12 protein-coding genes and 1 pseudogene are annotated in these 14,654 nt (G+C 67.9%); 11 read left to right on the top strand and 2 right to left on the bottom strand.

Features of this window, described 5'->3' with window-relative positions; genetic code table 11:
• The first annotated feature begins 340 nt into the window (after nucleotides 1–340).
• The 7 genes and pseudogenes from PFX91_RS16685 to PFX91_RS16655 all read left to right on the top strand — a co-directional run bounded on the left by PFX91_RS16685 (nucleotide 341) and on the right by PFX91_RS16655 (nucleotide 8,633).
• The gene (locus tag PFX91_RS16685; protein WP_285732922.1) at nucleotides 341–1,312 is read left to right on the top strand and encodes a carbohydrate ABC transporter permease; all 972 of its coding nucleotides are present in this window, start codon (nucleotides 341–343) and stop codon (nucleotides 1,310–1,312) included.
• Nucleotides 1,302–2,177, top strand: a complete 876-nt coding sequence (locus tag PFX91_RS16680; RefSeq protein ID WP_285732920.1) for a carbohydrate ABC transporter permease — start codon at nucleotides 1,302–1,304, stop codon at nucleotides 2,175–2,177. Before PFX91_RS16685 ends, PFX91_RS16680 begins: the two co-directional genes overlap by 11 nt.
• A gap of 18 nt (nucleotides 2,178–2,195) precedes the next feature.
• Nucleotides 2,196–3,521, top strand: coding sequence for an ABC transporter substrate-binding protein (locus tag PFX91_RS16675; protein WP_285732918.1), 1,326 nt, complete (start codon nucleotides 2,196–2,198; stop codon nucleotides 3,519–3,521).
• A gap of 266 nt (nucleotides 3,522–3,787) precedes the next feature.
• Nucleotides 3,788–4,678, top strand: coding sequence for a dihydrodipicolinate synthase family protein (locus PFX91_RS16670; protein WP_285732917.1), 891 nt, complete (start codon nucleotides 3,788–3,790; stop codon nucleotides 4,676–4,678).
• Nucleotides 4,679–5,470: 792 nt separating this feature from the next.
• A complete protein-coding gene (rox, locus tag PFX91_RS16665; RefSeq protein WP_285732914.1) occupies nucleotides 5,471–6,901 on the top strand; it encodes a rifampin monooxygenase in 1,431 nt (476 codons plus the stop codon).
• 171 nt (nucleotides 6,902–7,072) lie between these two features.
• On the top strand, nucleotides 7,073–7,480 hold the full coding sequence (locus tag PFX91_RS16660) for a YciI family protein (protein WP_285732912.1): 408 nt from the start codon (nucleotides 7,073–7,075) through the stop codon (nucleotides 7,478–7,480).
• 6 nt (nucleotides 7,481–7,486) lie between these two features.
• A pseudogene (locus PFX91_RS16655) lies at nucleotides 7,487–8,633 on the top strand (RNA polymerase sigma factor).
• Nucleotides 8,634–8,685: 52 nt separating this feature from the next.
• Here the strand turns inward: PFX91_RS16655 and PFX91_RS16650 are convergent.
• Entirely contained in the window at nucleotides 8,686–9,645 is a 960-nt protein-coding gene (locus PFX91_RS16650) for an EamA family transporter (RefSeq protein WP_285732911.1), read from the bottom strand.
• 234 nt (nucleotides 9,646–9,879) lie between these two features.
• On the opposite strand from PFX91_RS16650, the gene PFX91_RS16645 reads away from it, so the two are divergent.
• Together PFX91_RS16645 and PFX91_RS16640 are read left to right on the top strand one after the other, a co-directional pair.
• Nucleotides 9,880–10,449: a dihydrofolate reductase family protein gene (locus tag PFX91_RS16645; protein ID WP_285732909.1), complete on the top strand. Its 570-nt coding sequence runs from the start codon at nucleotides 9,880–9,882 to the stop codon at nucleotides 10,447–10,449.
• A gap of 657 nt (nucleotides 10,450–11,106) precedes the next feature.
• Nucleotides 11,107–11,610: a DUF4265 domain-containing protein gene (locus PFX91_RS16640; RefSeq protein ID WP_285732907.1), complete on the top strand. Its 504-nt coding sequence runs from the start codon at nucleotides 11,107–11,109 to the stop codon at nucleotides 11,608–11,610.
• A gap of 298 nt (nucleotides 11,611–11,908) precedes the next feature.
• On the opposite strand, the gene PFX91_RS16635 is transcribed toward PFX91_RS16640, so the two are convergent.
• Nucleotides 11,909–12,079, bottom strand: coding sequence for a hypothetical protein (locus PFX91_RS16635; RefSeq protein WP_285732905.1), 171 nt, complete (start codon nucleotides 12,077–12,079; stop codon nucleotides 11,909–11,911).
• Between PFX91_RS16635 and PFX91_RS16630 the strand changes: the two genes are divergently transcribed.
• Together PFX91_RS16630 and PFX91_RS16625 are read left to right on the top strand one after the other, a co-directional pair.
• Nucleotides 12,074–12,283 (top strand): hypothetical protein, encoded by a 210-nt coding sequence (locus tag PFX91_RS16630; protein WP_285732903.1) that lies wholly within the window; start codon nucleotides 12,074–12,076, stop codon nucleotides 12,281–12,283. The genes PFX91_RS16635 and PFX91_RS16630 overlap by 6 nt on opposite strands.
• A gap of 794 nt (nucleotides 12,284–13,077) precedes the next feature.
• A complete protein-coding gene (locus PFX91_RS16625; RefSeq protein WP_285732901.1) occupies nucleotides 13,078–14,394 on the top strand; it encodes a hypothetical protein in 1,317 nt (438 codons plus the stop codon).
• The last annotated feature ends 260 nt before the right edge of the window (nucleotides 14,395–14,654 follow it).

Here is a 14,654-nt window from a genome sequence, read left to right as displayed (position 1 = left end):
CACGGATACCCAGAGTCACTTTTCTTCCGAAAGCAGGCCTGAAGTCGCGATCGGGGGCGGCGCCTTCGGTGCGGCAGGGTCCGGTGAACGGTAACGATATGGGGTGTGGATCACACTTTCGGGCAAACGAAGCGTTGACACTCCCCTGGCCCGGTGCTAGAAACTGAACATCTTAGTACGTGGATAGCGCTTACCAAACCAAGTTTCCGCAGTTCACCACGTGTTCTTGCGCACAGAGCGTACGGCGCCCTTTCCCAACGAGATTGGCAGTTTCCATGAACCCAGGACCTCACGCGTCCGCCAGCGCCCCGGCTCTGGCCCCACAGGAGGGTGGATCCCCGTGAGCGCCCTCCTGCAACGGCGGCCGGCCACCACTCCCAGCGAGCCGTCCTCCTCAGGTGCGTCCCGTCCCGTCGGCAAAAGGCCGGCCCCGGGCGGGAGGCGTCGTGAGAACCTCGCCGCCTACGGATTCCTGGCCCCGTGGTTCCTGGGCCTGGTGTTCATCACCGCCGGCCCTTTGCTGGCCTCCCTGTACTTCTCCTTCACCGACTACAGCCTCATCGGCGACCACGCCTGGGTCGGTCTGGACAACTACGAGCGGATGCTCTCCGACACCCGGCTGCACAGCGCGCTGAAGGTCACGTTCGTGTACGTGTTCGTGTCGGTGCCGCTCCAGCTGGCGTTGGCCCTGGCACTGGCGATGGTCCTGGACCGGGGGGTGCGCGGCCTGCCGCTGTACCGATCGGTGTACTACCTGCCCTCACTGCTGGGCGGCAGCGTGGCCATCGCCATCCTGTGGCGTCAGGTCTTCGGGGCCAACGGCCTGATCAACCAGGTCCTGGGCTTCTTCGGCATCCAGGGCGAGGGGTGGGTCTCCCACCCCGACTACGCGCTGGGCACCCTCATCGTGCTCAACGTGTGGACCTTCGGCGCACCCATGGTGATCTTCCTGGCGGGCCTTCGGCAGATCCCCGCCATGTACTACGAGGCCGCGGCGGTGGACGGCGCGGGACCCGTCCACCGGTTCTGGAACATCACCGTGCCGATGCTCACCCCGATCATCTTCTTCAACCTGGTGTTGCAGATCATCAACGCCTTCCAGACCTTCACCCAGGCGTTCATCGTCAGCGGCGGCACCGGCGGCCCCTCCGACTCCACGCTCTTCTACACCCTCTACCTCTACCAGCGCGGCTTCGGCGCCTTCGACATGGGCTATGCCTCGGCGATGGCGTGGTTGCTGCTGATGATCATCGGCGGGTTCACCGCGGTGAACTTCCTCGCCTCCAAGTACTGGGTCTTCTATGGCGACTGAGACCAGGGCCCCCGCGACCTCCCTCAGGCGCACGCGGGCCGAACGCACACGACGACTGTTCATCCACCTGGGGCTGGTCGCCTTCGGGCTCATCATGCTCTACCCGCTGTTGTGGATGCTCTCCAGCTCCTTCAAGCCGACCGAGGAGATCTTCCGCGCTCCCGGCCTGATCCCCGACACCTTCACCCCCGGTAACTACACCGAGGGCTGGACGGCGCTGCAATTCCCCTTCCACCACTACCTGCTCAACTCGGCGATCGTGGTGGCCGGGGCGATCATCGGCAACCTGATCGGCTGTTCGATGGCGGCCTACGCCTTCGCCCGGCTGGAGTTTCGCGGCAAGAGGTTGTTCTTCGCCGTCATGCTCGCCACGATCATGCTGCCGATCCACGTGGTGATCGTGCCGCAGTACATCCTGTTCTCCGAGCTGGGCTGGATCAACACCTTCCTGCCGCTGATCGTGCCCAAACTGCTGGCCACGGACGGCTTCTTCATCTTCCTGATGGTGCAGTTCATCCGCGGGCTGCCCAGGGACCTGGACGAGGCGGCGCGCATCGACGGCTGTGGACACGTGCGGATCTTCTGTCAGCTGATCCTGCCACTGTCCATGCCGGCCCTGGCCACCACCGCGATCTTCACCTTCATCTGGACCTGGAACGACTTCTTCAGCCAACTGATCTTTCTCACCAGTCCGGACATGTACACCGTCCCCGTCGCACTTCGTACCTTCGTCGACTCCACCTCGCAGACCTCTTGGGGTCCGCTGTTCGCGATGTCGGTGGTCGCCCTGGGACCGGTCTTCGGGTTCTTCCTCGCCGGACAGCGATACCTGGTCAAGGGCATCGCCACCACCGGAATCAAGTAGTCGAAGGGAAACCGACACATGCGTGCACACCCTGGCAGCGGGCGCCCCCAGGCCCGTCGCCGTCATCCTTTCCTGTCCGTGGCCGCGGGGGTGGGTGCCGTCCTCATGGCGGCCACCGCCTGTGGTGACTCCGGCTCCGACGACGGCACCGTCGAACTGCGCTTCTCCTGGTGGGGAGCCGACGACCGCCACTCCACCACCCAGCAGGTCATCGACCTGTTCGAGGCCGAGAACCCCGGTATCAAGATCGTGCCGGACTACACCGACTGGGGTGGGTACTGGGACCGCCTGGCCACCAGCACCGCCGCCGACGACGCCCCCGACATCATCACCCAGGAGGAGCGCTACCTGCGCGAGTACGGTGACCGCGGCGCCCTGCTGGACCTGGGCGAGTTGGGCGAACACCTGGACCTGTCGGGTATCGACCCGTTGGTCGCCGAGAGCGGTGACCTGGACGGCAAGACCTTCGGTGTGGCCACCGGGGTGAACGCCTACGCGATCCTGGCCGACCCCCAGGCCTTCGAGGAGGCGGGCGTGGAGATGCCCGACGACTCCTCCTGGACCTGGCAGGACTACGTCGAGATCTCGGCCGAGATCGCCGAGGCCACCGACGGCGAGATCGTCGGCACCCAGAGCATGAGCTACAACGAGACGGGCTTTCAGATCTTCGCCCGCCAGCGTGGGGAGAACCTCTACGCCGAGGACGGCTCGCTCGGCTTCTCCCAGGAGACGCTGACGGAGTGGTTCGCGATCACCCAGGAGTTGCTGGACAACGGCGGTCAGCCCAGCGCCTCCGAGAGCGTGGAGATCGAGTCGGGCGGCCCCGACCAGTCGGTGCTGGCCACCAACCAGGGCGCGATGGCGCACTTCTGGACCAACCAGCTCGGCGGTATCTCCGCCTCCTCGGGTCGCGACATCGAACTGCTGCGCTACCCCGGGGAGACCGAGCACGAACGCACCGGCATGTACTTCAAGCCGGCCATGTTCTACTCCATCTCCTCGGGCACCGATCACCCCGAGGAGGCGGCCCGCTTCGTGGACTTCCTGCTCAACAGCAACGAGGCCGCCGAGCTGATCCTGGCCGACCGTGGTCTGCCCGCCAACGTCAACGTGCGCGCCCACATCCTGAACTCGCTGCCCGAGGCCGACGCCCGCAGCGCGGTGTTCCTGTCCGAGATCGAGGACACGATCGTGGACGGCAACCCGCCGCCGCCCATCGGCGCCGGTCAGGTCGTGGAGATCACCAAGCGCCTGAGCGATGAGATGGCGTTCGGCAACCTCACCCCCGCCGAGGCCGCCGAGCAGTTCATGGCCGAGGTCGAGCAGGCCACCGGGGCCTCCTGACCCGCGAAGTCCCCTTCCCCTGGCCGGGCCCAGCGCGAGTTCACTCCCCTCGCGCCGGGCCCGGCCGTGTGCGCCGGTGGTGCGGCTCGATCCCGGCGTCGGGCACACTGGGAGCGTCCCGCGCCCGTCCGCCTCGGTTCGGCCCGCTGTCGTGAGGGCCGTGGGTGTCCCCCTCTCCGTGGCCAAGGGGTCGCGCCCTTCCGCGCACGCGATCCCTTTCCTCGCGTGGTCGGCCACCACCCTCGCCCGATCCTCCAGGAGAGAGCATGTTCACCGGTCTGAGCGCCTTCCCCCTGACCCCGCTGGACGATGACCGCTTCGACGAACACGCCTACGCCGGGCTCGTCACACGTCTGGTCGACGCCGGCGTGGACTCGATCGGCGCGTTGGGGTCGACCGGTTCCTACGCCTACCTGGACCGTGACGAGCGTCGTCGGGTGGCCCGGGCCACGGTGCGGCTGGCGGGTGGGACCCCGGTGATCGTCGGTGTGGGCGCGCTGCGCACCTCTCACGTGCGGGCTTTGGTCGAGGACGCCCAGGAGGCCGGCGCGGCCGGTGTGCTGCTCGCCCCGATGAGTTATCAGGCCCTCAGTGAGGACGAGGTGTTCGGGCTCTATGAGGACGTCACCGCGGACCTGTCGGTGCCGCTGGTGGTCTACGACAACCCGGGCACGACGCACTTCGCTTTCTCCGTCGAGCTGTACGGGCGTGTGGCGGCGCTGCCGAACGTGGCCGCGATCAAGATCCCCCCGGTTCCGTCGGACCCGGCCGCCGCCCGCGCGCTCGTCACGGCGATCCGTAGAGCGATCCCCGAGCACGTGCGCATCGGTGTCTCCGGTGACGGGTCCGCCGCCACCGGGCTGAACGCCGGGTGTCGGTCCTGGTTCTCCGTGGTGGGCGGGACCGTGCCCGAGGCCGTCCTGCCCCTTGTCCGCGCCACTTTGGGCGGCGATCCCGCGACCGCGACGGCGGAGTCGGCGCGTCTACAGCCGCTGTGGGACCTGTTCGCCGCGCACGGCAGTCTGCGCGTGACGGCGGCGATCGCCGAACACCTGGGCCTGGTCGCCCCGCGCTGTCTGCCTCGCCCGGTCCAGGGGCTGGGCACGGCACAGCGGGCACAGGTGGCCCGCGTGGTGCGGGAGCTGCGCCTGAGGTGAGCCGCGCGCGTACACGCCAGGGGCGAGGGGCGTTCCGCGACGTCGTGGCCATGCGGCCGTCGCGTCGTGTTCGGCCGACGATCACGGCCCGCCCGCCGGCGTCGGTGTGCGCTCCCACTTCCCGAGGGCCATCGGCCGAGGCAGGGCGGGTCATCGGGCTTTCGTCCTCACCGGATCCCTTGCCTCAGCCGGGCCCGGCGCGAGTCCACTCCTCTCACGCCGGGCTCGGACGTGTGCACACCCCAGACACGATAGTCACCAAGAGTGAGGATTTGTTCGCATAGGGTTTCTGTGGTGGGTCGCCCTCACAGGTCCTCGAACCGACCGCTCTGACCGCGACGCCCCTCGGCCGTGAACCTGTGAGGGAGTGGGGAGCGGAGCGAGGCCGGTCGGCGACGACGTGACCGGCTCCAGAGCGCGGCGGTTCCCGCAGCCCACAGATCCTCGCGGGCACCCGTCCGGCCATGGGGCTCCGAAGAGGGGAGCCATTCCGGCCGCAGGAGGCGCCCCGACCACAAGGGGCGGAAAAGAACAAAGGCAAGGAAATTCGTTCCTTGCCATTTTCAATATATAGCGCACCCCGGGCCTTGCGGCAAGGCCCCGGTCATGCTGCACAATTTCCAGCCGGGCCGGGAATTCCGCGAGAACTCGCAGTTTCACGGAGTCTGTACGCCGTGGTCGGTGGGGGTGGGGCGAGAAAACCCGCCCCGGAGCGGTCGCGAGCGCGACGTGCGCGGCACTTCACCACGAAGACGTCCGGCCTGAACAACGACACCGTTGAACGGGGATGTCATGACCGACGTGATCGTGGTCGGCGGCGGACCGACCGGGTTGATGCTGGCCGGTGAATTACGACTGCACGACGTGGACGTGCTCGTACTGGAGAGGGACACCGAGCCGACCGGGCACGTACGCGCACTGGGCCTGCACGTACGCAGCATCGAGGTGATGGACCAACGTGGCCTGCTGGAGCGCTTCCTCGCCCTGGGCCGGCGGTACCCGGTCGGTGGTTTCTTCGCGGGCATCCCCAAGCCCTCGCCCGAGGGGTTGGACACCGCGCACGCCTACGTCCTGGGCATCCCCCAACCCACCACCGACCGCCTGCTGGCCGAGCACGCCACCGAGGCCGGGGCTCGGATCCGGCGCGGTCGCGCGCTGGTGGGGCTGAGTCAGGACGCGCAGGGGGTGACCGCAGAGCTGGACGACGGTACCCGGCTGCGCTCGCGCTATCTGGTGGGGTGCGACGGAGGTCGCAGCACGGTGCGCAAACTGCTCGGCGTGGGCTTTCCCGGTGAGCCCAGCAGGGTCGACACACTCCTGGGTGAGATGGAGGTCTCCGAGGATCCGGCGAGGATCGCCGCCCTGGTGGCCGAGGTCCGCCGAACCCACAAACGCTTCGGTGTCGGACCGATGGGGGAGCAGGGGGTCTACCGCGTGGTCGTTCCCGCCGAAGGGGTGGCCGAGGACCGCTCCGTCCCGCCGACCCTGGAGGAGTTCCGACGAAGACTACGGGTGGTGGCCGGTACCGACTTCGGCGTGCACTCACCGCGTTGGCTGTCCCGCTTCGGTGACGCCACCCGCTTGGCCGAGCGCTACCGGGTCGGTCGGGTTCTGCTGGCCGGGGACGCGGCGCACATCCACCCTCCCACCGGTGGGCAGGGGCTCAACCTGGGGATCCAGGACGCGTTCAACCTCGGATGGAAGCTGGCCGCGCAGGTCCGCGGCTGGGCTCCGGAGGGACTGCTGGACAGCTACCACACCGAGCGTCGGCCGGTGGCCGCCGAAGTGTTGGACAACACTCGCGCCCAGATGGAGCTGATGTCACCGACCCCGGGTTCCCAGGCGGTACGCCGGTTGGTGTCGGAGTTGATGGACCTGGAGGAGGTCAACCGGTACCTGACCGAGAAGATCACCGCGATCGGCATCCGCTACGACCTCGGCGGGGACCATGAACTCGTCGGCAGGAGGCTGCGGGACGTGCCGTTGGGGCAGGGCCGCCTGTATGAGCTGATGCGCGGTGGCCGTGGGCTGCTGCTGGACCGCACCGGCGGCCTCTCGGTGGCGGGCTGGGCGGACCGGGTCGACCACGTCGTCGACGACGGTGAGGAACCACGGGTGCCCGCGGTGCTGCTACGGCCGGACGGCCATGTGGCGTGGGTGGGACAGGAACAAGAGGACCTGCTCGGCCACCTGCCCACGTGGTTCGGCGCCGCCCGCGGTTGAACGCACCCTGTTCGGATCCCTCCGGGCGTTGACGGTGTGCTCCGTGGGATCAGGGAGCACACCGGGTAGAAAAAATCGAAGAGCATCCTCACGGAATGTCGAGAACCCGCGCACTGCTCCGTCCCCGGAGTGAACACGGTCGTAAGGGGCCGTACCGCACAGGAGGACACTATGGTCAAGTACCTGTTGCTCAAGCACTATCGGGGTGCGCCGGCGGCGGTCAACGACGTGCCGATGGACCAGTGGTCGCCGGAGGAGATCTCGTCCCACGTGCAGTACATGCGTGACTTCGCCGCCCGACTGGAGGGCACAGGTGAGTTCGTCGACGGTCAGGCGCTCTCCCCGGAGGGCACGTTCGTCCGCTACGACGGCGAGGGGCGCCCGCCCGTCACCGACGGCCCCTTCCCCGAGACCAAGGACCTGATCGCCGGGTGGATGGTGATCGACGTGCAGACCTATGAGCGGGCGCTCGAACTCGCCGGTGAGCTGTCGGCGGCCCCCGGCGCGGGCGGCCGGCCGATCCACGAGTGGCTCGAGGTGCGACCGTTCCTGAACGAGCATGCGACCACCACGGAGTGAGGACAGGTGGACGAAGTCCTGCTGCGGGCGCTCACTCCCAAGGTGATCGGTGTCCTCGCCCGTCGCGGAGCGGGTTTCGCGGCGGCCGAGGACGCCGTGCAGGAGGCCTTGGTAGAGGCCGTACGCGTGTGGCCGAAGGAGCCGCCGCGCGACCCCGAGGGTTGGCTGGTCACCGTGGCCTGGCGCAGGTTCCTCGACGCCGCGCGCGCCGACGCCGCCCGGGCGCGGCGTGAGGTGCGCGTGGAGAGCCAACCCGCACCAGGCCCGGCAAGGGCGGTGGACGACACGCTGTGGTTGTACTTCCTGTGCGCGCACCCGTCCCTGACCCCGGCCTCGGCCGTGGCGCTCACGTTGCGTGCGGTCGGCGGCCTGAGCACCCGTCAGATCGCGCACGCCTACCTGGTGCCGGAGGCGACCATGGCCCAACGCATCAGCAGGGCCAAACGGACCGTCTCGGATGTGCGTCTGAACCGGCCAGGGGATGTGGCCACCGTGCTGCGCGTGCTCTACCTGGTCTTCAACGAGGGTTATTCCGGTGACGTCGACCTCGCGCAGGAGGCGATCCGCCTCACCCGCCACCTGGCGGAGCGGATCGACCACGAGGGAGGTCGCGGGTCTGCTCGCGCTGATGTTGCTGCACCACGCGCGACGCCCGGCACGGACCGGACCCGACGGCAGCCTGGTGCCCCTGGCCGAGCAGGACCGTGGACTGTGGGACACCCGCATGATCGCCGAGGGCGTCGACGTGCTCCAGGCCGCCCTCGCCCGCGACCGCCTGGGCCAGTTCCAGGCCCAGGCCGCCATCGCCGCGCTGCACGCCGACGCACGGACCGCCCAGGAGACCGACTGGGTGCAGATCGTGGAGTGGTACGACGAACTGGTACGGCTCACCGACAGTCCGGTGGTGCGACTGAACCGGGCCGTGGCGGTCGGTGAGGCCGACGGCCCGCGCGCGGGCCTGGCCGCCCTGGCGGAACTGGACCCTTCTCTGCCACGCCACACCGCGGCCTCGGCGTACTTGCACGAGCGCGGCGGTGACCTGACCATCGCGGCACGGCTTTACGCCCGGGCGGCACGGTCGGCCTCCAACCTTCCCGAACGCGACCACCTGATGCGGCAGGCCGCGCGTCTCAACGCGAGGCCGCGGGGCTGAGGGATCCTGCCTCCGGTGCCCGCCCGGCCGGTGCGGACAGGGGTTCCGTCTTTCACGTCGGAGAGGGGACCTCCTTCCTCTCCTCGTGGCCGGCGGTGTCCGGTGCGGCGGAAGGCACCGCGGTCTGGGCGATGAAGGCCCCGGCGACGATGACGACCGCGCCCAGGATCTGCACCGGGGAGAGGGCCTCGCCCAGCAACGCCCAGGCCAGCACGATCGCGGTCACCACCTCCAGGTAACCGACCGCTCCGGCCACGGGTGGCGACAACCGCCGGATCGCGGAGATACCCAGGAAGTAGGCCAGGGCGGTGCACACCAGGCCCAACCACAGGGTCATGGCCCATCCGGGCAGGGTGAGGCCGCCCAGGTCGACCGGACCGGACAGCATGTGCCAGGGCAGGGCCCAGGGTCGGGCGAGCACACCCAACAGGACGGCGGCGACCAGGGAGCCGAAGGCGACCACGGCCAGGGGATGGGTGTCCTCGCCCAGGTTGTCGGAGAGCAGGAAGAAGGCGGCCTGTGCGGCCGCAGCGCCCAGGGCCAGGGCGACGCCGATCGCGTCCAGTCGCATGCCCGCCCACACCTCCAGCAGCAGCCCCAGTCCGGCCACGGCCAGGACCACACCGACCACGGCCGCGGACGACACACGGGTGCGGCGCACCACGCGCAACCACACCAGGACCAGGACCGGGCCCAGGAACTCGATGAGCAGGGCGATGCCCACGGGGATACGGGCGATGGAGGCGAAGTACAGGGCCTGGACCCCCGCCATGGGGAAGACACCGTAGGCCAGGATCAGCAGGAGGCGGTTCCGGGCGGTGCGCCAGTACGCCAGTGCCACGGGCAGGAGCAGCAGCGCCGCGCCGCTCACACGCAGCCAGGTGACGTGTAGAGGATCCATCCCCGCGTCCAACAAGGGACGGGCGAAGACGCCCGAACCGCCGAAGGCCAGCGCCGAGGCCAGCGCGAAGGCCAAGCCCGAGGGGCGGTGGCGTGCGGGTGCTGCGGACACGGCGACACTCCCGGAAATGGTGGGGACATGGGACCGCTGTCGAGCATACGACCCACACAAGTGCCCTGGTCGGCGGGCTCGAAGACCTCGAAGAGGGGTCCCGTCAGCGGCCCGGAGGGATATGACGTGCCGTCGCCGATCTTTGCGAAAAAGGGGCGAGCCGGTTGTCGACTCGGGGCGGGCCTGTTCGACGTAGTGGTGAAAGGACCACAGGAACAACCGAGGAGAGACAAGATGCGCCCGCTGATCGTCACCGCGTTCGTGTCCGTCGACGGCGTCATGGAGGCCCCCGGCGGCGAACCCGGATACCGCAACACCGGCTGGACCATGAACAGCGTGGAGATGGATCCGGCCGCCTATGAGATCAAGGCCCGGGAGCAGGAGGAGGCCACGGCGTTACTGCTGGGACGCCGCAGCTACGAGGCGTTCGCACCGGTCTGGCCGACGATGGTGGAGGAGTTCGCCGGGTACAACGCCATGCCCCGGTACGTGGTCTCCACCACGCTGACCCAGGACGACTCGCGCTGGCCCGCCACGATCCTGAGGTCGGTCGACGACGTCGCCGACCTCAAGCAGGAGGGGGAAGGTCCGATCTCCGTCCACGGCAGCGCCACCCTGGGCAAGGCCCTGGCCGACGCCGGGCTGGTCGACCGCTATCACCTGTTGGTGTTCCCGGTGTTGCTCGGAGCGGGTAAGAGGCTTTTCAGCGACACCGACAAGGACGCCCGGAAGCTGAAACTGGTCGAGCACGAGGCGTACTCCAACGGTGTGCAGAAACAGGTCTTCGACGTCGTCCAGGGGTGAGGGCGCCCCGGTGTGGGGGCGCCTGTGAGCGCCGAACCGCTCGGTGGGAGCCCGGTGCGCGGCCGTGACCGAGCCCGGTGGGTGTGGTCGGTGGGCCCGGCGGCCTCGCAGGGGTGGTGGGGTTCAGGTGGGGCGGCGTGCGACCACGGAGAAGTTCAGGGGAATCCGGGGAACCCGCTGCTCTGGAGGGCTTCCCGCACTGCCTCAGGAGAAGGACAGGCAACCTAGCGCCCCCCACGAGACCCCAGAAAGACCCTTCTCACCTGCATGTTCGCCAACCGATTACATCTGATGAAAGATCTTTTCGTTTGATGTAATCGGCGGAAGGTTACAGCACGTAACCCGAAACGGCACGGTGACCAGGGTGCCGCGACTGCTCTGGGATGCCGATCGCGGTCGGCGCCTATCTGGTGGTGCGCGTGGGGGCTCAGCGCGATGCTCTTCCTGGCGAGGGTGCTTCTGGTGCTGCGCCCTCGCGCGGGCGCTTCGTCCGGCTTGGACATTGACGGCCTGGACCCGTCTGTGTGGTGCCCATGTACACAGACGGGTCCAGGTGTCATGGTGGGGCGGTATTCGCCCGTACCGGGGGGCGAATCAGGTACGCCGGAAAATTTCCTCTGACCGCGCTGATAAGAGCAGTGCGCGATCATTGGAGCCATGACCTTTCTGGCTCCACCCCAGCCTGTCCGCGCTGAGAGCGATCGGATCAAGGTGTGGTATCGGTTTGTGCCGCGTGAAGGCTGGCTTCCTCATGACACTGAGGGGTTGTGGGCCACGCGGTTGAGCGGTGATACCGCCCGTGTGGAAAACGCCCCATTTCTGCAGGACGGGGTCGCCCAGGGTGAGATCGTGCGGTTCACCACGGACGCTGATGGTCTCCACTGGGCGAAGGAGCGGGTGGAGGCGTCAGATAACTGCACCATCCGGGTCCTCCCCGTTCCTGCCGGCCCGCTGGGGCGAAGCGCTCAGGCGGTGTACGAGCGCTTGTCCCTGTTCGGGTTGGAAGGTGAGGCGTTCAGCGAGGAGTTCCCCTTGGTCGCCTTCACCGTGCCGGCCGAAGCAGATCTTGCTCAAATCAAAGCTCTGCTGGTCTGTGGTCAGGAAAAGGGCTGGTGGCACTTCGAAGCTTCCTGCGTCACCGACGCCTGGCGCAACGCCTAACCCAAAGATCAGTAGTTGCTTCACCACGTCACGCTCGGCACGAGTGGGGTGGGCGTGGAGGCGCTGGACCTCGACGTCTTGGCCGAGAGCTCGGAGCCGTTCGCCGAGAGTCTCGATCAGTCCGCAGGCCCGATGTTTTCCTCCTACGCAACCGATGGCGCTGCTGCGCACTCCTTGGTGATCGAGTCGCGCAAAACCTACCAAGGACTCGGATCCCGGTAGGGGACGCACACGATGGCGCCGGCCGAGTCCTGGTCGGTCTTGGGAGTGGTGACGAACACCTCCAGCCCGTAGGTCATCAGGCGCACGTCCCCGAGGGCGAGGCCGTCGGCTCCGAGCCGCGATCCATCACGGTGAACCCGAGCAGCAGGGTGCGGCCACGCAGCCCGGCCAGTCCGGCAGGAGCGGCGTCGAGCATCGCGATGAGCTGGGCAACGTCCCCGGCCGCAAAGCCGGTCGCCCCATGCATCCACACGGCCTCGCCGAACTGATCCGCGACATTGGCGTTCCTGGAACGGCGATGCGCACCTCCGCGCTGCGCCACCTCGGGCTTCAGACCCCTGCACCGGTCATCGCCCAGGCGCTGGGGTCCCATTCCAAGACCACCACACAAGTCCTCACCGAAGCCGGAGAAAGCTGGAACCGTTACACACCCAGCGACCACACACAGTGATCAGAGTGCTGGAAGCCCAGAAGAATACAGATCACTCGATCAACGACTCCTGCCAGTCTCGATCCCCATCATGGGTTCTGCGCGAGGCCCGATCAAGTCACTCGCGAGGTCACTCGTCCTGTTCTGCCAAGACCTCGGGAGAACAGGGCCGCGCAAGACCAAGGGGTAGCGGAAGCTCGACGGCGAGGCTTGAGGGCGGCCTGAGCACCGGGGAAAGAGCAGCTCCAAGGCCAGAGCCGGTCGATACCGGCACGGACCATATTGGATCACCAGATCACTCGGATTCTCCGCATCGGCCTACTTCCTGACTTGAGGAAGCATCAGCCTATTGTCCCTTTCGAATGCATTCGACCCACCCCGGAAGGGCGCTCCTTCGGGAGCTTGGGCAGGGGCTTTGAAAGCATGAGATGACAAATGCTGTTTTGCGCGTTTTTCCTGGTGGAAGGCGCAGGGAAAGCAGGACGTTTTTCTTTCCAACCGGACCCGGACCTGTGTTCGCTCCACTATGTTGATCTCGGGAAAGAAAAAACCCGGCCTGGTGCTCACAACACCAGACCGGGTTCGGCCTTCTGCCTGCGTAAGCAGAACAGGGGCCCTGCCACTCCCTGTACCAAGGAAAGCGGCTCGCTTCCCTCCTCAACCACGAAAAAAGGAAGCAACGCATGAAGCAGTCTAGCGCCCCCGGCTCCGTCATGACAGCGGTTCCCCCTGATTTCGACGCCGAAGATCTCCCCATGGAGCCGGAACGAATACCCCCCGACCCCCCATATCCACGCAAACGCCCCTTGAATGCGATGCGCGGCATCGGTTTCATCCCTGTCTGCTGGTTGGCCCGGGCTCTGCGGAGCGGCCTTGTGCCCACCCCCGCGGCGTACGTCGTCGCCACGGTCATCGCCGAAGCGGCCGACGTCGACGGCCGCTGGTGTTTTCTGCACCTGGAGACGATGCTCGAGCGCTGCGGGGGGATCCTGAGCCTGTCCACGATCAAACGCTCGCTCAACGACCTCGTCGACGCGGGCCTGGTCCGCAAGCTCTCACCCGAACGCACACGGGAGTTCTTCTCCGCCGACATCGCCTCCGGCCGCCGGTGGGCCGACCGCCTTCCGATGGTGATGGAACTGATGATCCCCGCCGAGGCCTTTCCCGCACCGGTGGTGGAGGAGATCAACCATGTCCGGGCCGAACTGGGGGAGGAGCCCCTCACCGAGACGTCGCGACCCTACCCATCGGTAACCACGAGGGGTCATTCTGACCCCGACCCCGGTTCAGAACGACCCACAGACCTTTACCCAACACACCTTGACCCGAACACACCCGTTCCGTCCGTCCGTGGGACCTCCACCACAGCACGCGCGCGCCAGACACCGGACGCACACGACGCGGCGAAAACGAAACGTGAGCCCAGCGGCAGGGCCCTGGAACTGCTGTCCCACATCCCCGACGCCGCGCTGCACCGCCCCGGCTCCGACCGTGCCGCGCTGGCCCAGGCCGTGGACCGCCTGATCGCCCAAGGCCTGGAAGAGCGGGAGCTGCGCCCACTCCTGGCGGACACACACGCCCTGCGCCGTCCCTTCCCCGCGCTGATGCGGCGCCTGGCCGACCTGGAGCAGGCCCGGCTCTTCCTGGACGGGCGTTTGGGCGCGGGCGTGCACCGAGCCGCCGAGAACACCGGGACCGGCGTCGCCTCGCCCTCGGTGTGGAAGGCGGGGGACCTGTTCGACCATCCCCCTGAATTCGTGCTCGACTCCCAGGGCAGAGCCGCCCAGACCTGCCCCGAACACCCCGGAGTGCGCAATGTGCCCGGTGGTGCGTGCGGTGTGTGCGGCGACCCATGCCGGTCGGTTCCCGGAGAGATCCTGCATCCGCCCACACCCGCCGCCGACACACCCCCGCCCCCTGAACCGGACCCGGTGGCCGACGATCCGGCGGAGGAATGCGAGATCGACCCTGAGGAGCTACGGTTGATGAAGGAGTCCTTGGAGCAAGCGGGCCGTGCACGCGCCACACCCCCCTCGGCGGACATCGGCCCAGCTCTGAGCCCCGCGGCGCGCAAGGCGATCGGCTCGGTGCGCGCCCGCCTGGCCCGGCTGCGCCCGCGCGAACCCGAGTGAGCACGGGAGTCACGGCCCCGGCGGTGGACGCCGCCACCGCGAGCGCGCCCCGGCGCGGAGGCCATGGCATGCTCCCTCGCCCAAGAGAGCAGGTGGTGCGTTTTGGGGGCATGTACCTGGGGACACATCCGCACCTGAAGATTTATGTTCACATCGAGGTAATAGACTGCTGTGACAGCCACGACCTGAGGGCATGGCCTTCCACGAGGCCCCCTGGTCATCCCCAACGTACGGCGCCACAGTGCGCCTGCCCGAGGTTC

The sequence above is a fragment of the Nocardiopsis sp. ATB16-24 genome (genome assembly GCF_030271535.1).
Classification (GTDB): Bacteria; Actinomycetota; Actinomycetes; order Streptosporangiales; family Streptosporangiaceae; genus Nocardiopsis.
Note: the sequence above shows the minus strand (reverse complement) of the source record. Positions and strands in the feature narration are given on the sequence as shown.

Excerpts from the sequence above, each read along its gene's own strand:
- PFX91_RS16680 (WP_285732920.1), top strand. The coding sequence starts at position 1,302 with ATGGCGACTGAGACCAGGGCCCCCGCGACCTCCCTCAGGCGCACGCGG.
- PFX91_RS16675 (WP_285732918.1), top strand. The coding sequence starts at position 2,196 with ATGCGTGCACACCCTGGCAGCGGGCGCCCCCAGGCCCGTCGCCGTCAT.
- PFX91_RS16670 (WP_285732917.1), top strand. The coding sequence starts at position 3,788 with ATGTTCACCGGTCTGAGCGCCTTCCCCCTGACCCCGCTGGACGATGAC.
- rox (WP_285732914.1), top strand. The coding sequence starts at position 5,471 with ATGACCGACGTGATCGTGGTCGGCGGCGGACCGACCGGGTTGATGCTG.
- PFX91_RS16660 (WP_285732912.1), top strand. The coding sequence starts at position 7,073 with ATGGTCAAGTACCTGTTGCTCAAGCACTATCGGGGTGCGCCGGCGGCG.
- PFX91_RS16645 (WP_285732909.1), top strand. The coding sequence starts at position 9,880 with ATGCGCCCGCTGATCGTCACCGCGTTCGTGTCCGTCGACGGCGTCATG.
- PFX91_RS16640 (WP_285732907.1), top strand. The coding sequence starts at position 11,107 with ATGACCTTTCTGGCTCCACCCCAGCCTGTCCGCGCTGAGAGCGATCGG.
- PFX91_RS16630 (WP_285732903.1), top strand. The coding sequence starts at position 12,074 with ATGCATCCACACGGCCTCGCCGAACTGATCCGCGACATTGGCGTTCCT.
- PFX91_RS16635 (WP_285732905.1), bottom strand. The coding sequence starts at position 12,079 with ATGCATGGGGCGACCGGCTTTGCGGCCGGGGACGTTGCCCAGCTCATC.
- PFX91_RS16625 (WP_285732901.1), top strand. The coding sequence starts at position 13,078 with ATGCGCGGCATCGGTTTCATCCCTGTCTGCTGGTTGGCCCGGGCTCTG.